The organism is Kordiimonas pumila (assembly GCF_015240255.1).
Classification (GTDB): domain Bacteria; phylum Pseudomonadota; class Alphaproteobacteria; order Sphingomonadales; family Kordiimonadaceae; genus Kordiimonas; species Kordiimonas pumila.
The window spans coordinates 137885-162145 of the sequence record NZ_CP061205.1 but is presented as its reverse complement, the minus strand read 5'-3'; the positions used below and the strand labels follow the sequence as shown (position 1 = coordinate 162145).

19 protein-coding genes are annotated in these 24261 nt (G+C 46.4%); 15 read left to right on the top strand and 4 right to left on the bottom strand.

Features of this window, described 5'->3' with window-relative positions; translation table 11 throughout:
• The first annotated feature begins 9 nt into the window (after window positions 1-9).
• The 3 genes from ICL80_RS00680 (at window position 10) to ICL80_RS00670 (ending at window position 3363) form a co-directional block, all read left to right on the top strand.
• Window positions 10-1044, top strand: a complete 1035-nt coding sequence (locus tag ICL80_RS00680) for a Glu/Leu/Phe/Val dehydrogenase dimerization domain-containing protein (RefSeq protein ID WP_194214228.1) — start codon at window positions 10-12, stop codon at window positions 1042-1044.
• A gap of 35 nt (window positions 1045-1079) precedes the next feature.
• On the top strand, window positions 1080-2459 hold the full coding sequence (locus tag ICL80_RS00675) for a sodium-dependent transporter (protein WP_194214227.1): 1380 nt from the start codon (window positions 1080-1082) through the stop codon (window positions 2457-2459).
• 154 nt (window positions 2460-2613) lie between these two features.
• Entirely contained in the window at window positions 2614-3363 is a 750-nt protein-coding gene (locus ICL80_RS00670; protein ID WP_194214226.1) for an IclR family transcriptional regulator, read from the top strand.
• Window positions 3364-3371: 8 nt separating this feature from the next.
• On the opposite strand, the gene ICL80_RS00665 is transcribed toward ICL80_RS00670, so the two are convergent.
• On the bottom strand, window positions 3372-4568 hold the full coding sequence (locus ICL80_RS00665) for an NAD(P)/FAD-dependent oxidoreductase (RefSeq protein WP_194214225.1): 1197 nt from the start codon (window positions 4566-4568) through the stop codon (window positions 3372-3374).
• A 107-nt stretch (window positions 4569-4675) separates the two neighbouring features.
• On the opposite strand from ICL80_RS00665, the gene ICL80_RS00660 reads away from it, so the two are divergent.
• The 8 genes from ICL80_RS00660 (at window position 4676) to ICL80_RS00625 (ending at window position 10890) form a co-directional block, all read left to right on the top strand.
• On the top strand, window positions 4676-5911 hold the full coding sequence (locus ICL80_RS00660) for an aromatic ring-hydroxylating dioxygenase subunit alpha (protein ID WP_194214224.1): 1236 nt from the start codon (window positions 4676-4678) through the stop codon (window positions 5909-5911).
• A gap of 11 nt (window positions 5912-5922) precedes the next feature.
• Entirely contained in the window at window positions 5923-6408 is a 486-nt protein-coding gene (locus ICL80_RS00655) for an aromatic-ring-hydroxylating dioxygenase subunit beta (protein ID WP_194214223.1), read from the top strand.
• Window positions 6409-6416: 8 nt separating this feature from the next.
• Complete coding sequence (locus ICL80_RS00650; protein WP_194214222.1) at window positions 6417-6749, top strand: non-heme iron oxygenase ferredoxin subunit; 333 nt, start codon at window positions 6417-6419, stop codon at window positions 6747-6749.
• Entirely contained in the window at window positions 6746-7786 is a 1041-nt protein-coding gene (gene gtdA, locus ICL80_RS00645; RefSeq protein ID WP_194214221.1) for a gentisate 1,2-dioxygenase, read from the top strand. The genes ICL80_RS00650 and gtdA overlap by 4 nt, the downstream gene beginning before the upstream one ends.
• A gap of 32 nt (window positions 7787-7818) precedes the next feature.
• Window positions 7819-8523, top strand: a complete 705-nt coding sequence (locus ICL80_RS00640) for a fumarylacetoacetate hydrolase family protein (RefSeq protein ID WP_194214220.1) — start codon at window positions 7819-7821, stop codon at window positions 8521-8523.
• 7 nt (window positions 8524-8530) lie between these two features.
• Window positions 8531-9181, top strand: coding sequence for a maleylacetoacetate isomerase (maiA, locus tag ICL80_RS00635; protein WP_194214219.1), 651 nt, complete (start codon window positions 8531-8533; stop codon window positions 9179-9181).
• Between the two features lie 222 nt (window positions 9182-9403).
• A complete protein-coding gene (locus ICL80_RS00630; RefSeq protein WP_194214218.1) occupies window positions 9404-9697 on the top strand; it encodes a hypothetical protein in 294 nt (97 codons plus the stop codon).
• Window positions 9697-10890, top strand: coding sequence for a M20 aminoacylase family protein (locus tag ICL80_RS00625; RefSeq protein ID WP_194212891.1), 1194 nt, complete (start codon window positions 9697-9699; stop codon window positions 10888-10890). The genes ICL80_RS00630 and ICL80_RS00625 overlap by 1 nt, the downstream gene beginning before the upstream one ends.
• A 286-nt stretch (window positions 10891-11176) precedes the next feature.
• Here the strand turns inward: ICL80_RS00625 and ICL80_RS00620 are convergent, their stop codons facing one another.
• The 3 genes from ICL80_RS00620 to ICL80_RS00610 form a co-directional block, all read right to left on the bottom strand.
• Window positions 11177-12778, bottom strand: coding sequence for a M20/M25/M40 family metallo-hydrolase (locus ICL80_RS00620; RefSeq protein ID WP_228073703.1), 1602 nt, complete (start codon window positions 12776-12778; stop codon window positions 11177-11179).
• A gap of 34 nt (window positions 12779-12812) precedes the next feature.
• Window positions 12813-14621: a gamma-glutamyltransferase gene (locus tag ICL80_RS00615; RefSeq protein ID WP_194214217.1), complete on the bottom strand. Its 1809-nt coding sequence runs from the start codon at window positions 14619-14621 to the stop codon at window positions 12813-12815.
• Between the two features lie 114 nt (window positions 14622-14735).
• Window positions 14736-15842: a helix-turn-helix transcriptional regulator gene (locus ICL80_RS00610; protein WP_194214216.1), complete on the bottom strand. Its 1107-nt coding sequence runs from the start codon at window positions 15840-15842 to the stop codon at window positions 14736-14738.
• A 324-nt stretch (window positions 15843-16166) separates the two neighbouring features.
• On the opposite strand from ICL80_RS00610, the gene ICL80_RS00605 reads away from it, so the two are divergent.
• The 4 genes from ICL80_RS00605 (at window position 16167) to ICL80_RS00590 (ending at window position 24259) form a co-directional block, all read left to right on the top strand.
• Window positions 16167-17978, top strand: a complete 1812-nt coding sequence (locus tag ICL80_RS00605; RefSeq protein ID WP_194214215.1) for a gamma-glutamyltransferase — start codon at window positions 16167-16169, stop codon at window positions 17976-17978.
• A gap of 41 nt (window positions 17979-18019) precedes the next feature.
• On the top strand, window positions 18020-20311 hold the full coding sequence (locus tag ICL80_RS00600) for a TonB-dependent receptor (protein WP_194214214.1): 2292 nt from the start codon (window positions 18020-18022) through the stop codon (window positions 20309-20311).
• Between the two features lie 330 nt (window positions 20312-20641).
• Complete coding sequence (locus ICL80_RS00595; RefSeq protein WP_194214213.1) at window positions 20642-22861, top strand: TonB-dependent receptor; 2220 nt, start codon at window positions 20642-20644, stop codon at window positions 22859-22861.
• A 102-nt stretch (window positions 22862-22963) separates the two neighbouring features.
• On the top strand, window positions 22964-24259 hold the full coding sequence (locus tag ICL80_RS00590; RefSeq protein WP_194214212.1) for a metal-dependent hydrolase family protein: 1296 nt from the start codon (window positions 22964-22966) through the stop codon (window positions 24257-24259).
• Window positions 24260-24261 lie beyond the last annotated feature (2 nt).

The window sequence follows — 24261 nt, the reverse complement described above, 5'->3', positions numbered from 1 at the left end:
GAGAGTAATATGACGGATATTTTTGATGATATGGACACGGCAAACGCACACCGGTTGTTGGTGCTTCGAGACAAGCCGACAGGATTGAAAGCTATCATTGCCCTTGATAACCTTACATATGGTTTAGCGTGTGGCGGCATCAGGACAAAGCGCTATAAAAGCACAGAGGAAGCGATGCAGGACGTTCAGAAACTTGCATCCGCCATGACACTCAAGTGCTCAATTGCCGGTGTTCCATTCGGTGGTGGTAAGTCAGTTATACTTGACCATGACGGTATGGACCGCGCAGCCGCTTTCCGGAAGTTTGGTGAATTTGTAGAGGAATTGGGTGGTAGCTATATGTGTGCCGGTGACCTTGGCACTACGCAGCAAGACCTGATGCACGTTGCGGAAACTACGCAGTATGTAAACACGGCAGGTTCTGATCTTGGTGTTGCTACAGGTATCACTGTTGTTAATGGTATTCGTGCTTGTCTTGCTGCAAAAGGCAACAACCAGACACTTGCTGACATTACGGTTGCGGTTCAGGGTTGCGGCCTTATTGGTGCAGCTGTGGCACGCCTGCTTGCGGAAGCTGGGGCAAATGTCCTTGTTGCTGATATCAATGACGCGCAAGCAAGGCAGTTGGCCGATGAAATTGGGGCTACTGTTATTGATCCAGATACTATTCTGACAGCTGAGGCAGACATTATTTCACCGTGTGCCATTGGCGGCGTTATAACTCCGGACCTTATTCCCCAATTAAAAGCATGGGCAATTTGCGGTGGTGCGAACAATCAGCTTTTCAACTCTGGTGTCAGTGACCTGCTTGTGTCGTATAAAATACTCTATGTGCCTGATTTTCTTGCGTCTTCTGGTGGTGTTATTAAAGGTGTAACATCAGATATTATGGATACAGACCCAGAACTTTATCTCGCAAAAACATATGATACGGCATTGGAAATTCTCACACGCGCAGCCGCTGAAAACTGTTCGTCAATTCGCATCGGCACACAGATTGCACTCGATCGACTAAAAGACAAACAAGCCTTGCTGCAAGAATAAGGTTTTTTGCTCAACCACTCACAAGTGAGGCAATAATGAACAGCATATCCAAAACTGAACCAAGCCCTCAATGGTCCTCCCGATTCGGGTTTCTGCTCGCCACTATAGGCTTTTCAGTTGGTCTTGGTAACATTTGGCGATTTCCCTATCTTGCAGGGGAAAATGGGGGTGGTGCGTTTGTTCTGATATATATCGTTTGTGTGTTTGCCATTGGTATTCCCATTGTTATGGCTGAAATGGTTATCGGCAAGAGAGGGGGGAGCACACCAGCAAGATCCTTCAAGACGATTGCCATGAAAGATGGCTTAAACAGCCAATGGTCCCTTGTGGGCCATTTAGCTGTGATAACCGGTTTTCTTATAATAGCGGCTTACTGTGTGGTTGGTGGCTGGACGCTTCATTATATTTATCTTTCCGTGAGTGGTGAACTGGCCGACATAGAAAATACCGCATCAGCTACTATATTTCAGCAGCTCTTAGCCAAGCCCAGCTTGTTAATATTTTGGAATACTGTTTTTATTCTATTAAATGCAGGCGTCGTTATAAGGGGCGTTAACAGTGGAATTGAAAAAGCCGCTAAAATACTGATGCCTGCGCTTTTTATTCTGCTGGTTGGCCTTGCTGGCTACGGCCTTGTGGTTGGCGATATGGAGCAAAGCTTGGCGTTTTTGTTCAAACCTGACTTTAGCAAAGTAACCGGCTTTACGGTTATTAATGCTGTGGGTCAGGCTTTCTTCTCTGTCGGGGTGGGGATGGCGGCCTTACTAACATATTCGGCTTATTTGCCTAAGGGAATCAACATTGCAAAATCAGCCACCATTATCTGCATTTCAGACACAATCGTTGCGCTTCTTGCAGGCCTTGCCATTTTCCCATTTGTCTTTTTATTCGATTTTTCCCCGTCAGAGGGGCCCGGTCTTGTGTTTATCACGATGCCAACGGTTTTAGGTGGCTTTGGCGGTGGGCTTTTAACGCTTGCTTTTTTTACCCTTCTTGCCGTCGCTGCGCTGACATCTTCCATTGGGGGGTTTGAGGTCTTTGTTGCGATTGGACGGAACCAAGGAATTTCACGCCCCAAGTCGATAGGTATTTCTGCTGCTTTGTGCTGGGTGCTTGGTCTTACCACTATTATATCTTTCAACGTGGCGGCGGATTTTTATCCTTTGGCATTTATTCCGGGTTTTGAAACAGCAACCTTCTTTGATGCTTTCAATATTATAGCTTCTACAATCGGGTTGCCCATTGGCGCAGCCCTCATGGCTATTTTTGTTGGCTGGTTTATGTCGCGGCAGGCCTCTGCCAAAATACTTGGTTTTACCACAGAGCACAGGGTATTTCGTGTCTGGCGTTTTTTAGCCAAATGGCTCTTGCCGTTTGCTATTCTTGCTATTTTAGCAACGGGTTTACGGTCGTAAAACGATCTGACTGTTTATCATATTCTATTGTAATTCATTTGGCTCTCAAGTTTTTCTCAGAATGGCTTGGTAAAAATTGTTTATCGAAAACACCTCGTGTATGGCTATAGCTGTTAGAGTTTAATGGCGCCCTTTATATGCATGAGAGACCTTTATGAGCAGGCAAGGCATCCAATCAGTTGAAATTGGCTTAAGAATACTGGAAGCGGTTTCATCTGCGGGTAAGCCCGTGCCCTTAAAAGAGATAGCCTTGGCGGCAGGTTTACCTGCCAGTCAAACGCACAAATATCTGGCATCTCTGATCAGCGGTGGCATGGTGCGCCAAAATGATATGTCAGGACAATATGACCTTGGCCCTGCGGCTGTCAGAGTTGGGTTATCAGCTATTGCCCGCCAGGATGCTATTGAGATTGCTGCCGATTGCCTTAGGGGTGCAGTAAAGGATACGGGCCGTATGGGGCTTTTATCTGTTATGGGGCCGCACGGTGCGACAGTTATCAGAATTTTTATGGGTGATCCTGCGTTTGTTACCAATCTCACGCTTGGCACTGTCTTGCCGCTTACGCATTCGGCAACAGGCTATATTTTCTTGTCCTTTATGCAACCCAGTCAGATACAAGGCCTTCTTGACGATGAACTTGCCAAAGATAAAGCTAAAGAAAACTTTGACGGTAAGTCTGTGGTGGCCGAGGTTGTTAAAAATGGTTTTGCATGTGTTGATAATGTTCTTATTCCTGGGCTACGCGCCCATGCAGTACCCATTTTTAACTTGCAACGGGAAGTAACAGCTGTTGCCACTCTGGTGGCGTCAGAAAGCTTTTCCCGCAAGAATGATGAAACCAGCCTTGCGGTTTTAAGGAACTATTGCACCCAAGCGTCCGCGCGTCTCGGCGGTGCTGCCTAGACAGTATTTTAGGCCCTAAGGAGTGATCGTAGTTTAACTGCGGGGTTTTCGAGGCTTTCAAGTGTGGGTGATATGCATGCGTTCATCATACGGCGTAAGACAGAAATGTCAGCGCCAGCATTCAGGGCCACAGCGCCTATCAGTTCTGCCCCACGCAGATAGATAGCGAGCATAGACGTGTCTTTTTTTCTGAAAACTGTGTGATCTGCTTGCAGTGGCCAGCCTAGAACTTGCAGGTTTTGGTCATATTGGTCTGACCAGAACCAAGGTGTTTTATAGGCAGGTATTTCGGCGCCGCATATTGTAGCTGCTGCAATTTCTGCCGTTTTGTTGGCATTTTCCCAGCTTTCCAAGCGTTCATAGGTATTAAATTTTTCATTATATAGTGTAGCAATATCCCCGACAGCAAAAATGGAAGGGTCTGAGGTTTGCATAGTTTGCGTAACTATAATGCCATTATTCACCTGCAGGTTAGCAGCTTCAGCTAACTGGGTGTTGGGGGTGATGCCAATGCCGGAAACGATACAGTCTGTCTGGATAGATTTACCTGATTGTAGTTCAACCCGGTAGCTTTGCCCGCTTTGGGAAATCGCGATAACTGATTCTGCCATGTTAAACTGGATATTGTTTTCACGGTGCATTGCATGAATATAGGGTGCAAAATTTTCGGGCAGGTTACGGCCCATCACCCGTGTTCCAAGCTCGATAATTGATACGTCGATACCACACTTCCGGGCGCTTGCGGCCACCTCAAGGCCAATAACACCTGCGCCAAGAATGGTCATATGTTTACTAGATTGCATTTTTTTACGTAAGAGCTGGGCATCTTCAATCGTTCGCATGTTGTATATCGGGGCACTAGTTTTCAGGGGAAGGCTACGGCATGCCCCACCGGTCGCAAGGACAAGATAGTTGTAGGGTATGTTTGCGCCGCTAGAGAGCGTGATATGCTTTTTATCAGGCCTAATTGCCGTAACCTCGCATGAAGTCAAAAGAGTGATGTTGCGCTTGATCTCGTCACTGCCAACCCAAACAGGTTCCATATCATCGTTGACGAGAAAACTTTTTGATAGAGGGGGGCGTTCATAGGCTGAATGTGCCTCTTTTCCCAAAATAGTAATGTCGCTTTCATAGCCATATTCCCTCAGTTTTAGGGCGGTTTGCATGCCAGCTTGGCCGGCCCCCACGATAATTACAGTACCCATAATAAAATACTCTCATATATTTCTTATATTGACATTGATTTCTTAATAAGAAATATATGTATAGATCGCCGTTAAGTAAAGCTCTAAGCTAAAAAGTGGATGTGTTCATGGTTACAACAAGCGCAGTGCAGCGAAACTGGCCCTCAAAGGGTAGCTCTAAAATCCCTTTCTGGGTGTATTCTGATCCAGATATCTATGCTCAAGAGCTTGAGAAAATCTTTTATGGGCCCCACTGGTCTTATGTTGGCCTTGAGGCTGAGGTCCCAAACAAGGGTGATTTTAAAACCACGAACATTGGGGAACGCGCGGTCATTATTACCCGCGCCGATGACGGCGAAATTTATGTTGTTGAAAACAGATGCGCGCACCGGGGCGTAAAATTTTGCCGAAAAAAACTAGGGAATACGGCAGAACTTGTTTGCCCGTACCACCAGTGGAGCTATGCGCTGGATGGTAGCTTGCTGGGCGTGCCGCTGATGCGCGGTGTTCGGCGTAAGGGGGGTATGCCACAAGACTTTAATAAAGCTGACCACGGCCTTACTCGGCTACGCTCTGAGCGGGTAAACGGTGTTATCTGGGCGACCTTTTCTGATGAAACACCGGATTTTGAAACATATCTTGGTCCCAGAATGTTCAAACATTACAGCCGGGTATATTCAGGCAAGCCTTTGAAGGTGCTTGGGTATAACCGTCAGCGGATACCGGCTAACTGGAAGCTGATGCTTGAGAATATTAAAGATTCTTACCACCCGGGTCTTTTACATGTGTTTTTTGCAACATTCGGCCTTTTTCGGGCGGATCAGGATTCCGCAGTTGATGTGGACGACACCGGTATGCACGGTATTTTGATTTCCCGCAAAGGCGAACAGGTTAAAAACGAAGTGACGAGCCAGATCCGCACTTTTCAGGATAACCTTAACCTTCAGGACCCTAGAATCCTTGATTATAAGCATGAATGGGATGGTCCTGATACGGTGGGTATGATTACCGTGTTTCCTTCGGTCATTTTACAGCAGCAGGTAAACTCCCTTTCGATCCGTCAGATACTTCCACGGGGGCCGAACGAGTTTGACTTTATCTGGACCCATTTTGGGTATGCGGATGATGATGAAGATATGACCACACGCCGGTTACGGCAGGCTAACCTTTTTGGGCCAGCAGGCCTTGTATCAGCCGATGACGGTGAGATTATTGAGTTTGCTCAGGATTCTCTGAAGACCTACGGCGACAGCGAAGTGTTAGCGATACTGGGCGGGCATGACGTTAAGTGCGAAGACCATATTGTCACGGAAACAGCCATTCGCGGCATGTACCGTTACTACCGTGAAATAATGGGCCTATAAGGAGGCATGTGATGGATATGCAATCAACAGGCAGTCATACATATGAGACACTCCGGGCATTTTATACAGACTATATGATTGTTCTGGACGACTTTGATTTGGAAAAATGGCCGGATTTTTTCACGGATGATTGTTTTTACCGGGTGACGGCTAAAGAAAACTGGGACGCAGGGAATGCTTTTTCTGCCATGCGCTGCGAATCTAAAGGCATGCTCATTGATAGGGTGGTTGGCATACAGCAGACCATGATGTTCGCCCCGCGGTACCTGCGGCGGTTCCAAAGTGCCCTTAAAGTGGTGGATGGTGAGGGCGATACAGTAAGTGTTCGTTCCAATTTTCTGTGCATTCAAACGCTGGTCGATGAGCCATCAGAGGTAGCCTTTTGTGGTGTTGCTTTTGACAAGGTCAAAATGTTGGATAGTGGCCCCAAGTTAATCGAGCGTATCTGTGTTCTGGATACCGAAATGATCCTTAATTCCCTGATTTACCCTTTATGAGTGATGTGATGGTACAAGATTTAACATGGCATGAAATATGTGTTTTGGCTGACCTTGAAGACGAGGGCGTTTACGGCGTTGAACTCGGTGGGCTGCCAATAGCTGTTTATGATGTTGACGGTGAAATATTCGCAACCCACGACATTTGCACACACGGTCTTGCACGGCTTTCAGAGGGCTTCTTGGATGGGGACTTGATTGAATGCCCCCTTCACCAAGGCCTGTTTAATGTAAAAACGGGTGCTCCTGCTGGTGCGCCGTGCACCGAAGCAGTGCGGACCTTTCCTGTAAAGTGCGAAGGCGAAAAAATCTTTGTCGCCATCACGGAGGATGCAGCATGACAGACGCGCGCCTAACACCCGAACGGCAGGCTTTTTATGATACGATTAACCAGTCTCATATGACACCGCTCTGGTCAGTTCTTGGTAAGCTTGTGACCAAAACCCCGGGGTCTGACTGTATACCGCATATTTGGAACTATAGGGATACGCGGCCATTTCTGATGGAAGCAGGCAAGCTTATTACAGCGTCTGAGGCAGAGCGCAGGGTGCTTATTCTTGAAAATCCGGGCCTGCGCGGTCAGTCTCGCATTACCACGTCGCTTTATGCAGGTCTGCAGTTAATTTTACCGGGTGAAGTAGCCCCCGCGCACCGGCACACCCAGTCAGCCCTCCGATTTATTGTTGAGGGTTCAGGCGCGCACACAGCGGTGGGCGGCGAAAAAACAATCATGCAGGAAGGTGATTTTGTCATTACCCCAAGCTGGGAATGGCATGACCATGGAAATGATGGCGACAAGCCGATGGTTTGGCTGGACGGCCTTGATATCCCTGTTTTACAGTTTTTTGATGCGTCTTTTGCCGAGCAGCTTAGTGAAGATGAACAACCGCTTTCCCGGCCAGTTGGCGACGCGCCGGCACGGTACGGCGCTGGTATGCTGCCGGTTGATTTTGAAAGCAAGGGCCATAGCTCACCCATCTTCAATTACCCGTACGACAGAACGCGGCAAGCGCTTGAAAAAATGCGCAAGCTTGAAGAATGGGACCCGTGCCACGGTTTGAAAATGCGCTATGTAAACCCTGTTGATGGCGCCGCTGCCATGCCAACTATAGGCACATTCATGCAACTGCTGCCCAAGGGGTTTGAAACATCAGCTTACCGGTCCACGGATGCTACCGTATTTGTACCAGTTGAAGGGAAGGGCCGGACAAAGGTAGGGGCCCATGTATTTGAGTGGGGCCCTAGAGATGTATTTATCATCCCCAGTTGGCAAACTGTACGCCATGAAGCTGATGAAGATTCAGTGCTATTTAGTTTTTCCGATAGGCCAATTCAACAAAAACTAGGCTTCTGGCGAGAAGACAGAGGCAACGCATAATTAGTAACCTTATGTAAGGATAGGATTTTATAATGACTTTTTTATTTCCGCCACAAAGCCCTGCAACGGTTGCAGTCGATGGCACGGCAGACACGTTTCCTGTGCGGCGTATTTTTTGTGTTGGCCGTAACTATGAAGCACATGCCCGTGAAATGGGTAAGGACCCAACCCGTGAAGCACCCTTCTTTTTTACCAAACCAGCGGATGCTGTTGTAGATAACAATAGTCAGGTGCCATACCCGCCGGAGACAAGTAATTTCCACTATGAAATTGAGCTTGTCGTAGCAATCGGTAAAGACGGGTTTAATATTCCGGAAGAGGCTGTGCATGAGTATATTTATGGCTATTCTGTAGGTATTGACTTAACGCGCCGTGACCTTCAACTGGCGGCAAGAGACAAAGGCCGGCCGTGGGATTGGGGCAAGGCATTTGATATGTCTGCGCCCTGCGCGCCGCTTGTTCCATCATCCAAAATAGGACACCCATCTTCAGGCCGTATCTGGCTTGCTGTTAACGGGGATGTGAAACAGGATGCTGATATAGCGGACCTGATCTGGAATGTTCCTGAAATTGTTTCCATTCTGTCTCGCTCCATGAAGTTGAAACAGGGCGACCTTATTTACACGGGCACACCAGCGGGTGTTGGCCCTGTGGTGGCAGGCGATAAAATAACAGGCGGCGTGGACGGTATTGGTGAGATTGAAATAGACATTACACCAACAGAAATGGCTGAGTAATGCTGTCATGACAGGCATGGTTTTGCATAACTATTATCGCAGCTCTACTTCCTACCGGGTTAGGGCTGCGCTGAACCTTAAACAAGTGCCGTATGCGTATAAGTCGTACCATTTAAGGAAAGGGGAGCAGAAGTCTAAGGCTTTTCTGAAGCTGAACCCTGAAGGGCTTGTGCCAGCACTTGAACTGCCTGATGGGAAAATTCTCACGCAGTCTATGGCTATTATTGAGTGGCTTGATGAAGAATACCCGGAACCAAAACTGATGCCGGCTGATGCTTTGGGGCGAGCCCGTGTTCGCTCATTGGCGCAGGCAGTTGCATGCGATGTACATCCTATCAATAACCTACGGGTTTTGGGGGCATTAAAGGCTCGGTTTAATGCCAGTGATGATGATGTTGCGGACTGGTTTTCAACGTGGGTGCATGCGTGTTTTGAACCTTATGAAAAACGGTTATCAACTGAAGCGGAAACAGGGAATTTTTGCCACGGTGATACGCCAACGCTTGCTGATATTTGCCTTGTGGCGCAGGTCATTAATAATGCCCGGTTTTCAGTTTGTATGGATAGCTACCCAATCATTCAGGCCATATATGAACGGTGCATGGAAATTGATGCTTTTCAGCAGGCAAAACCGATGCTGCAGCCGGATGCAGAGTAAGTGGCACGCTGTTTTTATCTCTGCTAAAACTGTGTTGATTTAAAAGGGTTTTTCTTGTTGATATAGGCGCACTGTGCCTGGCACAGTGCCACTAATGTGCCTGTTATGTATTTCTTGTTTTGGTGTTCTGGGTCCGCAGCTAGTATTAAATGCACACGCAGCCATTTTTTACCTATCAAATATCAGGAGTGCAGGAGTTTACCAGTTTGTCAGTAGGTTGGATTGGGGCGATTGCAGGCCCTTAGCCCGAGTGAAATGCCTTTAAAGGTTTTCTCAAAAAAAGCGTTTTGCGAGGAATACGGGGATACCGTTATAGCTGATATAGGTTATTCGGTGAAAAATGCGTATATTGCAGGGGTTCATATTTCGGTCGAGAACCTTGAGCAGACAAAGGTTTTTTTGAAAAGCCAAAAGATAAAAACACAAACAAAAATAGATAAGGTCATTTTACCTGCTGATTTATGTCATGGGTTCTTCATTTGTTTCGAGCGTAATAAAGATATAGGGAAAGTATAATGCATATTGAAAAACAGACAGATACAGCGTGGATCTCTTTGCAGGAAACCCATAAGAAATTTACGCAGATACGGCACGATATACACCGGCACCCAGAGACGGCATTTGAAGAATTTAAAACGGCAGATCTTATCGCTGAACAACTTCAATCATGGGGTATTGAAGTGCACCGCGGGTTTGCGACAACTGGTGTTGTTGGCATTTTAAAAGCGGGTGACGGCGATGATGCCATCGGTCTGCGCGCAGATATGGATGCTTTGCATCTTGATGAAATGAACAGCTTTGACCACAAGTCAGTTCACCAGGGTCGAATGCATGGCTGTGGCCATGACGGCCATACGACAATGTTATTGGCTGCCGCTGAGTATTTAGCAAAAAGTAAAAACTTTTCCGGGACGGTGTATTTTATTTTTCAGCCCGCTGAAGAAAATGAAGGCGGCGGCAAGGTGATGGTGGAAGAGGGTCTGTTTGATAAATTCCCTGTGAAAGCTGTTTTTGGCATGCATAATATTCCGGGTATTCCTCTTGGGTCATTTGCGGTTAGGCCGGGCGCTATGATGGCGGGTTATGATCGGTTTGATATAACGATAAAGGCAAAAGGCGGCCATGCAGCCATGCCGGACAAGTTTATTGACCCCATTGTGATAGCAACAGACTTGGTAGGCGCTATTAATACAATTGTTTCAAGAAACATGAATCCGATGCACTCTGCTGTTGTGAGTGTGACGAGGATTGCGGCGGGAGAAACATACAATGTCATCCCAGAAACAGCGACACTTGCTGGTACAGTGAGGTATTTTAACATAGATGATCAAGCACTTATCCAGCAACGGCTTGAAACATTGGCTGTGAATATTGCAAAAGCTTACGGTGCTACAGCTAAGGTTGAATATCGGGTCGGCTACCCACCAACATTGAATAGTGTGGATGAAACTGCGATCTGTACAGATGTGCTTATTGATGTATTTGGCGCCGATAAAGTTGATAAAGAACCTGAGCCTTTAATGGCGGGGGAAGACTTTGCCTTTATGTTGCAAAAATCACCGGGGTGTTATGTTTGGGCGGGTAATGGTAGCGAAGGGCCACATTCCTGCATGGTGCATAATCCAAACTATGATTTTAACGACGAACTGATCCCTTTAGGTGCGTTATACTGGGTCAAGCTGGCGGAAAAGCTTTTACCAAGCGATTAACTGAAGCGGATACATTTTAGTGTATGGCTTCAGTTTGGAAACATGACGGCTATTTGCAATGCATCACACTGGCTGTAGGGAGGGAAGAGCTCGTTTGAGTACTCATCGTTTGCGCTTGATCTTTCTTTCATCATCAGTCGCCGACATGGCCTTTGCGCATATTAACTTACATGAGGTACCCTGCAAGCTTATACATTCCTTCAAGGCTCTAAAAAAGGCTTCCTAGAAAGGAAGCCTTTTGTCGTTAGTATGTGGTCTGGTTTCTGTTGCCGTATGTAATCGAAAATTATTCTTCTGTTGCGGCGAAGGAGAATAATAAGTCTACGTAGGCTTTTTCGATTTCAGTTAGACCTGCAGCTTTTACGCCGTCTTTTGGGTCAATAAGCATGATTTCATTTGGCGCATGTGCACCTGTGCCAAAGCCTAGGCCGGCGGGTACCATGGGCAGTTTCAGCCTTGACGTGAACTGATAAAAGGGTGCGCTACCTGCTATACGCGGATTAATAGAAGATGATGCCCCGTATTTATTGAATACTTTGATGAATGATTGGACCAGCGGCGTGTTTACTGATGTTTGTGAACCTGGGTAGCTTGCCATTTTACGTAGGGTAATATCGCCGTAGCCCTGTGCATCTAAATGCTCTCTAATCAGTTTAAAGCTTATATCTGGATCAAGCCCTAATGGTAGGCGCGAGTCCAGCTTTGCCGTTGCTTTGTGGGGCAGAATTGTTTTAACGCCCGGACCAGAATAACCACCCCAAATGCCATCAATGTTCAGTGTTGGAGTGTAAATCAGCTCCATTTGCACATCAACACCGGTTTGGTTGTCAATGAAATGATCCACATTGAAAGCGGTTTTCAGCTTGTCCGTTTCGTCTGTTTTGACCATGCTATTGATCAGTTCCATCTCTTCCTCTGTTGGGGGTGTGATGCCATCATAATAGCCGGGCACTAAAATAGTATTGCCGTCTTCGCTTACAAGACTTGAAAGCGCTTTATTGAGACGCCACACAGGCGAATCTACTGCGGCTTTCAGGGAACTATGTATTTCTGCTGTTTGCGGGCCACCCCACGTGCCGCCATGGGCTTCTGCTTCAAAATATAAAATGCCTTTTACCCCAAGCATGAAGGAGGCAGTGCCATCAGGTGACTGGGAATTATAGGGGAAGAAAACGCCGTCTGCGGTTTTCAGGCGGTCTTCATACTTATCAATAATCTGTGGGTAGTGGGGGGAGCCTAACTCTTCTTCCCCTTCAACTGTGATCATAAGATTAACGGGCAGTGTGCCCTGTGTGGCAAGTATGGATGATACGGCGTTTAAAAATGCACGTTCTGGGCCTTTTTGATTGGTAGCGCCTCTTGCCATTATGATAGTGCCAAGTTTTTCGTCTTCAATGAGGTTGGCTTCAAAAGGAGGGCTTTTCCAGTCTTCCGGGTTAACAGGTTGAACATCGTACATCATATAAACCATCAAGGTTTTTTCAGCACCAGCATCATAGTAGCCCCATACACCAGGGTGCCCGTCTGTTTTGACAAGTGCAGCTTCCTGAAACCCCATATTTTCAAAGTCTTGGCGGACCATCTCAGCCATTTCAGCAATGCCTGTGTTTGATGCACTTATGGAAGGTTGCCTTAACCACCTTTGTACTTCTTTGATGTGCGCCTCTTTGTTGGCGTCAATATGGGCGTAGATGTCAGAATGGTTTTCTTCATATGGTTTGATACTGGATGTATCATAGGCCCTTGTTGTCGTAACGGCGAACTTTGGCCGAGTGATTGTTGTTGCCTGTGATTCCTGCATGTTCTGCGTTGAGTTTTGTTCAGCACTACAGGCAGCGAGGAACATCCATATGCCTGATATTATCATGTTACGGTTTATTGAGTTCATGGTGTCCTAGCTTCCTGTTTATGTGCTTTAAGGGTTAATAGGCTACAGCTTGACCATTTGTGTATGGGTGTGATGCAGCTTTTATTTCGCCTGTTTTGGGGTCACGGGCTATACCTACCCACAAGCCTTGAATATAGCGTCGGTCTTCTGGCTTTATTTTTTCAATTGGTAGCCCTGTGGCCTCAAGTATGGTATCATCGAATTCTCCATCCATGACACGGACCATCCATTTGGGCGGTATTCCTTTTTCAGCGTCACCACCAACTGGACGCGGTAAGAAGAATGCTGGCGCATCAAGTGCTTCCTTGGGTGTCATGCCAAAATCCATTACATTCACAAGCGATTGGAACGTCTGTTGGTGCAAGCCTGTAGCCATAGACGAGAAAGCTAACACAGGTGCGCCGTTTTTGAAAAGTAAACCGGCTTCAGTTGGGTCAGGGAGGCGTTTTCCTTGGCCTGTTTGTGCAATAAGCTCTTTTTGGAACGCGCCAGGGTCACCAATGGATACACCATCAATAATAATAGCCGTTTTACCCCAGACAACGCTGTTGATTGAATGTACAATGGCGGTCATGTTTCCCCATTTATCTACCGCAACCACGGTGTCAGAATGAGAGGGTTTTTGTTCTGCATATTGAACCGGCATTACGCCAGCTTCCATGCGGCTCCAAATCTTTTGAGCAGTTTCAGGCTTGATTCGGCTTTCAAGGCTCATGTCAATACCGGGGTACATCTGTTCTAGTACCGGCTGTGGGATAGAGGAAAATAACATGTTAAATGTTAGGGCAGATGCACGGCGCAATGATTCTGGATTCTTTGACCAGTGGCCCAGCTGTGCAATATTTGCTGCTTCACTGAGGTGCAAGGCTTCAACCATATGAACACCGCCTTGGGCTGGGAGGCCGTTTGCATATACGGTGTAACCACTGTGAGGTGTTTTGATGGGATCGACCCACATAACCTCGTAATTTGCAAGGTCTTCCATGGTCATTTTGCCGCCATCTGCCTGCACTGCGGCTACCAGCTTTTCTCCCCATGGTCCCTTGTACATATAGTCACTGCCTTGTGTGGCAACTTTTTTCAGGGTTTTAGCGAGCGCTGGTTGTATAAAGTGATCACCGACCTCATAAAATTCGCCATTTTCTTTTGTAAAAACTGCTTTTGATTCAGGAAGTCTGCTCAGGTCTTCTTTCCGGGGCGTGAGGTACCCGGCCAAGCTGTTGTTAAAGGGAATGCCCTCTTCTGCAATCATAATGGCGGGGTCAAATAGCTTTTTAAAGGGCAGTTTGCCGTACCGTTTATGAGCTGCTTCTACGGCCTTCATGAAGCCGCCAACTAGTGCTGAGCGGCCACTTGCTTCACCAGCGAAAAGTCCAGCTTTACTGGCCATATTAATTCCACCCGGGATACTGAGAGGGTCTGTTTCATTCTGGACAGTATTCCAGCCCGCATTCATGGAGGTTACTTCGCCGGTGGCTGCGTCATAGTGCACCATGGTCATGATGCCAAAATAACTGATAACAGCACCACCCCCAAGAGCAATCTGGGTCATGGCAGTGGTTAAGGCCGCATCTACAGAGGTTCCCCCTTGTTTTAGTGCCTCTAACCCTGCTCTTTGTGCCAAACCGTGGTAACTGCCGGTAACGGCACCCATATACCCTTTTGCCTCTGGGTTCCCGGGGAATTTTGTTTCTTCAATTTGCATGAATTTTTCAAATTGCCCCTGTTCCCAGTTTGAGGGCTTTAAATTGACCTCGCTGCCGTAAGCGGGTGAAAAAGCAAATGAAAATGACAGAGCCAGAGATGTGCCCGCCGAGCAGATTTTTTTGAACGATTTCCTCATAATAATGATCCTATAATTATAATTTTGTAGACCATTATTATTATCGTGGACTGCTCACTTTAGCCGGGGCAGTTGTTACTGAAACATGGTGCAGCGTTACATTTATTAAACCAATTAGTGCACAAACAGCTGATGTGCGTTTTTGGGTGATGTTCCGTAATATTGCTTGAATGTTTTGGAGAAGCTACCGGGGTCACTGTAGCCAACTTCTAGGGCCGCCGCAGTGATAGAAAGCCCTTCGTGCCTAATGAGTTCATAGCCGTGGGTCATTCTTTTTCGAATACAGAACTGATAGACAGTTTCTCCGTAAACCTGTTTGAAGCCTTGGGCGAGTTTTCGTCTGTTGACCCCCACCATTCTTGCTAGAATCATAAGTGTAGGGGGGGCTGTAAAGTTTTGAGCGAGGAAGTCTTTCGCTTCTTGCAGGCAGTGTTTGTCCCGAAGGCTGAGCTTTATGCTTCGCTCATCATGCTCATTAAATAGTTCTCCGGTCTGGATAAAGTTTGCAAGTAACTCCAGACACTTGGCTTCTGCCAATAATTTATTGATGCTTGGATCTGAGGTGTCTGTAATGATGGATTTTAGCATCTTTTGCAGGGCAGGCATCATAGGATAGATCTGCATATGTATTTTCTTCGAATGCGGCTTCAGGTGTTCTGCAATTTTTTGAGCTTCGGCAGGGAAACTTGCCATTCTGTCTTTCAGGAATGAGTTTCTGAAAAAAACAGTAACAGCCTGAACATATTGCGGGCCGTCAAAAGATACTGTCTTTTTCGTACCTTCAGGCAGGGTGTAGAGAGCAATGCACGGGCCAGAACAGATTTGTTGTTCGCCGCTGTCACTAAATTGATCCAGTGTTTGACCAGACAAGCGAAACTGTAATGCAATCCAGCCACTACCGATGACCTCTATCGTGCAAGGGAAGTCGATTGCGCATTTGGTAACAATCATACCAAAAGAGTCGTTAAACTCATAAAGGCGGTATTCATAGGGGTTGCTGTTCAGGCTGCCATTCTCGCTTGGGTAATGGCCTTTAACAATATATGTGCCGTTCTTTTTGTTGTTTTTAACCCCTGAATCCAGAAAAGGATACTGCTTGTGATAGGCGTTAAAGTTGCGCTCATAGCTATCAATGACATCTGAAAACCGGCTGCCAACCTTTAGGCTGGTTTGGTCATTTTTTTGGTAATTATGATCTATTGTACATGCTTCATTCATCATGAAAGTGATGCTCCCACACAGTGCCCCCTGATGGTCTTTTACCCTATAACTATACATGCCTTGTTTGGGGATGCAATCAAAATATACATATATGTATAAAATGTTTTATTTTTTGATGCTTTTCTCACTAACCTGTAGTGGAGATAGGCTCAGGCCTTATATACTAAGATAATTCCACTCATTGCGCGCAGTATCAATGAATTCAGTTGTGAATTATTTGATGGACTACGGCGAATTAACGAAAAGATATAGTGATGGCTGCGCAGCTAAGTAACGATGTGACGGGTCTGCGTAACTTTCAACCATGCAGGGTTGGAACTGGCTATGTATGGTTGGTTATATTGGTTTGAACCAGAAAGGGCTAATGAGGTGGATATAAATCGTAGAACATTTGTTATGAATGCTGGGGCAGGATTAGCTTCTACAGCTTTAGCAAGTCATACTTTGCACGCAAGTGGCTTTGTTGCAACTGAGGCAACGATGGCAGGCACCAAGACAGAGCAGTCGTGGAAACCTCTGTCAGATGAAAAGCGGCGTCAATTGATCGATAAGGCGCATTTTGGCTTTAAGGAAAAGGTTTCGGGCACAAAAGGTGTTGCGGTTTCCACGCATCCTCTTGCGTCTCATGCAGCTATGCAGGTGCTGGAAGATGGTGGTAATGCAGCTGACGCTATTGTTGCAGCCAGCTTGATGCAGACAGTTGTTGAGCCGCACATGACCTGTCTTACTGGCGTGTTTTCAATGCTTTATTACGAGGCCAAGACCGGTAAAATATATTATCTTAATGGTAGTAATAATAGACCACTTAATCACCCAAAAGACTGGGGCATCTCTAGTCTGACTAAAGATCTGAAGACGGGAATGGGAGTTACAACGCCGGGATACTGGGCCGGTGTTGAGGCCGCCTTGGCGCGCTTTGGCGTACTGTCGAAAAAGCGTATTATGGCGCCAGCTATTCATTATGCCCGTAACGGCTTCGAAACGCACCCATTTTTATGGGGGGAGATTTTTGCAGAAGTAGCGCAAGTTGGGAAAACGCCGCAAGGCAGGGAAATATTCATGCCGAATGGTTTTGTCCCGCGTCCAGGTGAAAAATTATATCAAAAGCGTGCGGCTGACCTGCTGGAGCGGCTTGCTGAAGAAGGTTCTGATTATTATTATCGCGGTGCATTTGCGCAGAAGTTTTCCGAGACTGTGCAGAGGGCTGGTGGTTGTATTACGCCTGAAGACTTTGAAAAATATGAAGTCCGCTGGGATGAACCTGCTGTAAGTAGCTACCGTGGTTATACGACGGTTGGTTCACCACCACCTGACCACGGTGGAACCAATGTTCTTGAAGTCCTTAACCAGATGGAAAATATTGATTTTGGTGTTTGGGGTGCTCCTTGGGCATCGGGTGATACAGCCTTCAAGCTGTTACAGGTGATTGCGGATGTCAGTACTGATACTGTCGTTCGCAACTTCAAGGGTACCAGCCTGCCAATGGAAGAAAGGCTTTCAAAGGAAAGGGCGGCAAGAAGGTTTAAGGCTCTCGGTAATGAAGTGCCACAGTCACCTTGGAAAATCCTTTTTGAAAATGCTGCGCCTCCTCCTCCGGGTAGTAATCATCTTACTGTCATTGACGGCGCGGGAAATGCAGCCACTGTTTTGCATTCTATTATGTCGTGGCCGTGGAGCAATGGTCTGTTTGTAGACGGTGTAAGCATTTGTGCCGCCTCTGCGCATTATGCATCTGGCCTGCCCAAGCGGGGTGAGCGCATAAACGCGGGCATTGTGCCAACTATGGTTTTTAAAAACGGCAAGCCCGTAATTGTAGGCGGGTCTCCAAGCGTTTCTGTGGTGCCGTCTGTAGTGCAGAATATTATCAACCACATCGATTTTGGGCTGGATATTAAGGCATCTGTAGAAAAACCCCGATTGGGCGGTGGTTCAATTTCTAATCCGGGGGCCTATCTGATGGAAGCTGGTATGGGAGATAGTGTCATTAGTCGGGCAAGGGAGTTGGGCGTGCCTCTTGACGTTGTGAACCCTTATAATTGGCACCACGGGTCATTTGACGGTCTCTTTGTGGATGGTCACGGCGTGGTTAGTGGTTGTGGGGACCCGAGGAGGACTGCAATGGCGATGGCTTTGTAACTGAGTTTCGTTGTTTTAATAAAATAAATTGGGAGGAATAAATGAAGCCATATTTATATGGGGTGTCGGCGCTTGGCCTGATGATGGGGAATGTGCCCATCTTGGCACAGGCAAATGATAAAGAAGACGTAATAGTGATGGAAGAAGTTGTCGTTACTGCTCGGTTTAGAGAGCAGGGTGTACAGGGTATCAGTTCATCAATTAAGGCTTTTGGACAAAGTGACCTGCAACGCCTTGGTATTGTAGATACTAGTGACCTTGTGCGCTTTACACCGGGCCTGAATATGCAGGAGCGAGGGCCTAATAGAAATGAAATGAACATCCGCGGTGTTACCAATTTTTTAACAACGCAGGATAACCTGCCGTCGGCGCGCCCCGTGGGTATTTATGTAGATGATGTGCCTGTGAACACCCTTGGTGGCTCACAGGTGGAAATTCGGGCTTTTGATTTGCGACAGGTTGAAGTCCTGCGCGGCCCACAAGGGACCCTTTTTGGGGAAGGGGCAAGTGCGGGTGCTGTGCGTTATTTCACGCAGGACCCTGACCTCGAAAATGTTTCAGGCTCTGTTGAGGCTGAATTAACAAATGTTGCAAACGGTGGTGAAGATTTTGGTCTTCGTGCTGCCTTGAATATGCCCGTGGTACAAGAAAAGCTGGGCATTCGCATTGCAGGTGGGCGCTATGCTTCACCAGGGTATGTAGATGTTGTTGACGGTGATAAGGATATTAACGACTATTCTGCTTATTTTGTTCGCGGGACAGTGCTCTTTAAGCCTACTGATGCCCTTAAAGTAAGACTTACTGGCACATATGATACATCCAAGCTTGGTTCATTGGGTTTGATTACGGGTGACCCGTCAGAGTACCAAGTTAATTTACCGGTCGGTGACGACAAAATAAAAGATAATTATTTTTATCTATCTGGCAATATTGCTTATGATTTTGGCAGCTTTGTTCTGACCTCTATCACAAGTTACTTTGACCGTAGCCGTAACCGTCAAGTTTATGATCAGATTTATTCTCTGTCGAACTCGCTAACGACATATCCGTATTTTGGCGTGCTTGATGAAAGTTATGCAATTGACGGGATTAATTATAGCCAGTTTTCACAGGAAATTCGATTTGTATCGCAGTTTGACGGCCCGTTCCAGATCTCTGCTGGTGCCTTTTACCGCGACTTTGAGTTCACCTCAAAGGATGGTGATGTAATTTCGAACTCCTACTTACTTTTTGGCTTGCCAAGCAATAGCCTTTCAGAGTCACTTGAAATTTTGGGGTACGGTGATGGAGATGCAGATCCTTTTTCAAACGCAGGCAAGCAGTATTCTGTTTTTGCAGAGGTTGAATATAGCTTTAATGAGCAGTGGAAGATCATTGCCGGCCTAAGAAGCCATAATGAAACCATTGATGTGTTCACACCAGCTGCCACAACTGTTATTTTTGGAGCTCCATTTGGCCTTCCTGAAATATCTGAAGAGGTGAAAATAAGCACTCTTTTGCCCATGGCAGCGCTTGAATTCCATGTAAATAATAATTTATTGCTGTATGCTCGCTATGCTACAGGCGCCCGGAATGGTAACCTGAACTCACCCGCGACACTTGCTACAATGGAAGTGTTTGCACCTGGCTCAAGTCAGGGTTTTGAGGCATACAAGGATGATCGAACAGAAACTTATGAATTGGGTCTGAAGTCTACCCTTTTAGACCGTAAGGTTACATTCAATCTTGCGGGCTTCTACACAGATTATACCGACATGCAAAGTGCTATATCGGTAGCCCCTCTTGGATTTGGATTGTTTCTGAATGCGGGTAAAGCACGCAATATAGGGGTTGAAGCTGAAATAAACGCTCATGTGAACGAGCATTTAAGGGTGTATGGAGGTTTTAGCTATATTGAAGCGGAACTTGGCGAAGATCTTGAGACGAACCAGTTAACAGGAGCTGTGCTTCCAAAAGGTACCCAGCTTCCGAATACGCCGAAAACCAGCTTTAACTTTGGTGGTGAATATACGGACCGTATCTCGGATATGCTGGAGTGGTATGTAAACACTTCTTATGTTTATACCGGCGATTATGTTTCCACATTCAGTGCAACAGCCATTCCGATTGGGGATTTTGGTATTCTGAATGCAGGTTTTGGTGTTCGGGCGGAAGATTGGTCACTTGGATTTTATGTTTCTAATCTCACAAATGAGTCTGACTTTGTAAGCATAAATGCATTTGATAATGCATTTATGGCCCAAGGATACACATTGCCAGGGGGCGTTACGTTCAACGAACAGTTTGCCCAACCACCTCGGCGAATGAGATTGGTGTTCCGGTATAATTTCTAAACAGGGTGATATCTGCACCTACCTCCTTGTTTAGGGTAGGTGCAGATTGCCCGAATAGACTGCATGTAGACAGGCGATATAGAAATTTAGTCGCTTATAGCTTTTTATATTTTACGATTTTTTATAAAAAATATATATATAAATCAATGTATTAAGTATGGATTTGTAAGAAATAATTCTGAATTATTACCTTCTAAGTTACATGGCAATTAAAAGTAACGTTGGCACGAGATGATATAGAAATAAGCCGGTAATGTGATGCATCCTAAACTGTCAAACAACAGTCAAGGCCACTTATCTGAGTATTAAAAGATGTAACGGGAGGTTAAGTTGAGAAAAATAATAGTATCACCAGCGGTTTTGTGTGCATTGCTTTCATCGGTTGGCACAGCGGCACTTGTGCCGGGCACAGTGCTTGCTGCGGAAACAACACAAATAGAAGAAATTGTTATTTCAGCTCGGAAGCGGGAAGAAAGTTTGCAAGATGTGCCTCTGGCTGTCACGGCAGTGATGGGAGCAGATATAGAAAAGCAGGGCCTTGAAGATATCACGGACCTGTACGGCAGAGTTCCGGGGGTATATTTTTCGTATGGAGGTGGTGCAGCACCAACAAGTGACTTTAATTATATTTCCATGCGCGGTGTAGGCTTTAATGGCGGCTTAGAGCCTGCCGTGGGTGTTTTTATTGATGGCATGTATCAGCCTCAGGTTGGCTTTGATACAGCGTTTCTTGATCTAGAGCGGATTGAGGTACTGCGGGGCCCACAAGGTACCCTCTTTGGGCGAAACACTCAGGCAGGAGCTATCAATATGGTAACCCGCAAGCCTGATGAAGAGATGCGGGGACGTGTTTCTGCCGAGATTGCAGAGTTTGGCACATACCGGGTTTCAGCCAGCATGAGCGGCGCAATAGGTGAAAACCTATATGCGGGTGTTAGCGCTGAATACAGTCGTACGGATGGTTATATTTATAATCGTACCCTAGATATTGATGAGGACCCGTCAGAGCAAATAACTGCCCGTGGTTCGCTTCGCTGGGTTCCAAATGAAGATTTGGAAATTGTATTTACGGCTGATGCTTTGAAAAAAGATTTCAATGATATGGCAGTGGGTGTACCTTTGGGGGGCGTAAAATATGAAGCGTTGGCTGATGAACACGATGAAGACCATAAGGATAATGTGGGTCTTCAATTGAATATCGATTACAACTTAACCCCAGATATTACGCTTACGTCCATTACGGGGTACCGTAAGGCTAGTTCAGATATCACACTTGATTATGATGGGATACCAACAGACCAGAGTATTCTTGTGTTTCCGTCAGACCCATCAAGCCCGCTTTCAGCAGACCCTGTTGCGGCTCAGGGGCTTCGGCATCAGGTTATGCTTGATCAGGAGTTCATGAGTGAAGAGCTTCGGCTTTCGGGCGCAACTGACAAGTTGGATTGGCTTGTTGGCCTTTATTATTTTGAACAGAAAATGGACCAGGGACGGGAGTTTGATTTTGGACCGGGTGCCCGTTATGTACCACTTTATATCCGTGAGCGTTTTTTTGAAAACAGGGATGGCTGGGCGGCTTTTGCTCAAGGTAGTTATAGTCTGACCGATCGTTTTGAATTAACGGCAGGTGTGCGCTACTCTGAAGAATCTGTAAATGTTGGCGGTGACCGTGTTCTGGCACTTTATGGTACCACTTTCATTCCGCTCGATAAAACGGGTGACGCAGATTATGACAATGTGTCCTTCATGTTCTCGGCCGGGTATGACCTTACTGATACTGTGAATATGTATGCGACATTTGCCCAAGGTTGGAAAGCAGGTGGCTTGAACAGGTTCCCGTCTCGCGAAAATGCGGTACTTTCCTATGAGGATGAAAAATCTGAAAACTGGGAAATCGGCGTTAAATCGACCTTCTTTGATAATGCTGTTGTTATGAACCTTTCCGCTTTCTGGATTGAGATCACCGGGCAGCAGCTCTTAAATACAGTACCAGATCCGAACGGCCTTACACCGGTTACTGTTATCGATAATGCCGCAGATAGTAGCAGTCGAGGCTTTGAGTTGGAACTGTTTGCTTATCCTTCTGACCAATTACAGTTTAGTGGAAATGTGGCATATGCAGATACCGAATTTAAAGATTTCCTCAAGGTTGATGGTTCTGGAAATGCGGTTGATTTCTCTGGTAAACATTTTGAAAACACACCAAAACTGACAGCAGCAGCTAATGTTACATATACGCTGCCTATTTCAGCCGAGGCCGATATTGAACTGTTCGCATCATACCGGTATGTGGACGGCACAACGGTGGCTGATGGTTCTTTGGTGGCGGCGCTTGGTGCCCAGCTTGAAGTGCCAAGCTATGACCGCCTTGATATGAGGGTGAGCTACGTGAATGATACTGGCTGGAGGCTATCAGCATATGTTGATAACCTGTTCGACAGTTATGATTATACGTCGATTTCGAGAGACCTTGTTGCGGGCGGTGAATCCTATTTTATCAAACCGCTTGAACCACGCCAGTTTGGCCTTGTGGTTAGTAAAGAGTTTTAATTCGTTGATACCTGTCAGCCTTTCCCTAAGGGAAGGGCTGACATAGACATGGAGAAGGCCCATGAAAACGGGGCTGTGGGGTAAATAAGAGGGAGTTCAGGAATGATAAAAAGTGGATTTATAGGGGTAGGCCTCGTGCTTGCTGTCATGGGTACATGCGCACAGGCAGAGGATCAGTGGACAGTGCTGAAATGTGGCAGTGTTCTTGATGTTGAAAATAAAAAAACTCTTCAAAACCAACAGGTCTTGATCAAAAATGATACGATCACAAAAATAGGCACAGATGTGCAAGCGCCGGGTGGTGCAAAGGTTGTTGACCTGTCAAAGAGTGTTTGCTTGCCGGGTTTGATGGATATGCACGCGCACTTGGTGACTGATCTAACGTCGGCAACACTTGATCAGGCATCGCCTACACAGTCGTATGGTTATAATGCGTTGATGGCAATGCGCAATGCACAGACTCTTCTGAGCGTTGGTTTTACCACAATTCGTGTGCCGGGTGATATGGGGTATTACTACCCTGATATTGAAGTAAGAAACGCAATTAACCGCGGTGAATATCAAGGACCACGCATGCTGGTTGCGCCACACGCAATTTCAGCGCTTGGTGGGCACGGTGATTACAATTCTTATGCACCTGATCTGCCCCATAAAGTGTTAGGGCCGCTTATTGCTGATGGCCCGGAGGAAATTCGCAAGGCGGTACGCGAAGAGATCAAATACGGCGCTGACTGGATTAAAGTAATGGCAAGTGGCGGGGTTATGTCACAGCATGACGACCCTGAGGTTGCAGCATATAGCCCTGAAGAATTCAAGGCGTTTGCTGATGAAGCACACCGGTACAAAAAGAAAATCACTGCTCACGCGCACGGAGATGCAGCTATCAGGGCGGCTGTTGAGGCCGGTTTCGACTCAATCGAACATGCCACCATGATGGAAGAGGCAACAGCCAAGCTTATGGCCAAGCAAGGCACCTATTATATCCCTACACTGTATGTGCTGGACTGGATTTTGGATAGAGGCGCCACGGGTGGTATTTCCGCTAATAATTATGAAAAAGCCCAACTTGTTGGCACTATGCATAGTGATTCCGTGAAGATGGCATACAAGCATAATATCAAGATCCTCATTGGTTCAGATCCTATTTTCCCGATGAAAGAAGCAATCAAGGAATTTCAGGCACTGGCAAAGCGTATTCCTGACAATTGGTATGTTTTGCAGGCGGGGACCATCAATAGTGCAGAAATGCTTGGCCTCAAGGATAAAATTGGTAGCATCGTTGTGGGCAAAAAAGCTGATATTGTAGCAACGCCTGCTAGCCCTATTGATGATATTAGCAATATTGAAAAAGTTAGCTTCGTTATGAAGTCTGGTGATGTGGTGCGCAACGATAGTTAGCC

Coding starts and splice junctions, on each gene's coding strand:
- ICL80_RS00680 (WP_194214228.1), top strand. CDS start 10: ATGACGGATATTTTTGATGATATGGACACGGCAAACGCACACCGGTTG.
- ICL80_RS00675 (WP_194214227.1), top strand. CDS start 1,080: ATGAACAGCATATCCAAAACTGAACCAAGCCCTCAATGGTCCTCCCGA.
- ICL80_RS00670 (WP_194214226.1), top strand. CDS start 2,614: ATGAGCAGGCAAGGCATCCAATCAGTTGAAATTGGCTTAAGAATACTG.
- ICL80_RS00665 (WP_194214225.1), bottom strand. CDS start 4,568: ATGGGTACTGTAATTATCGTGGGGGCCGGCCAAGCTGGCATGCAAACC.
- ICL80_RS00660 (WP_194214224.1), top strand. CDS start 4,676: ATGGTTACAACAAGCGCAGTGCAGCGAAACTGGCCCTCAAAGGGTAGC.
- ICL80_RS00655 (WP_194214223.1), top strand. CDS start 5,923: ATGGATATGCAATCAACAGGCAGTCATACATATGAGACACTCCGGGCA.
- ICL80_RS00650 (WP_194214222.1), top strand. CDS start 6,417: ATGGTACAAGATTTAACATGGCATGAAATATGTGTTTTGGCTGACCTT.
- gtdA (WP_194214221.1), top strand. CDS start 6,746: ATGACAGACGCGCGCCTAACACCCGAACGGCAGGCTTTTTATGATACG.
- ICL80_RS00640 (WP_194214220.1), top strand. CDS start 7,819: ATGACTTTTTTATTTCCGCCACAAAGCCCTGCAACGGTTGCAGTCGAT.
- maiA (WP_194214219.1), top strand. CDS start 8,531: ATGACAGGCATGGTTTTGCATAACTATTATCGCAGCTCTACTTCCTAC.
- ICL80_RS00625 (WP_194212891.1), top strand. CDS start 9,697: ATGCATATTGAAAAACAGACAGATACAGCGTGGATCTCTTTGCAGGAA.
- ICL80_RS00620 (WP_228073703.1), bottom strand. CDS start 12,778: ATGAACTCAATAAACCGTAACATGATAATATCAGGCATATGGATGTTC.
- ICL80_RS00615 (WP_194214217.1), bottom strand. CDS start 14,621: ATGAGGAAATCGTTCAAAAAAATCTGCTCGGCGGGCACATCTCTGGCT.
- ICL80_RS00610 (WP_194214216.1), bottom strand. CDS start 15,842: ATGATGAATGAAGCATGTACAATAGATCATAATTACCAAAAAAATGAC.
- ICL80_RS00605 (WP_194214215.1), top strand. CDS start 16,167: ATGTATGGTTGGTTATATTGGTTTGAACCAGAAAGGGCTAATGAGGTG.
- ICL80_RS00600 (WP_194214214.1), top strand. CDS start 18,020: ATGAAGCCATATTTATATGGGGTGTCGGCGCTTGGCCTGATGATGGGG.
- ICL80_RS00590 (WP_194214212.1), top strand. CDS start 22,964: ATGATAAAAAGTGGATTTATAGGGGTAGGCCTCGTGCTTGCTGTCATG.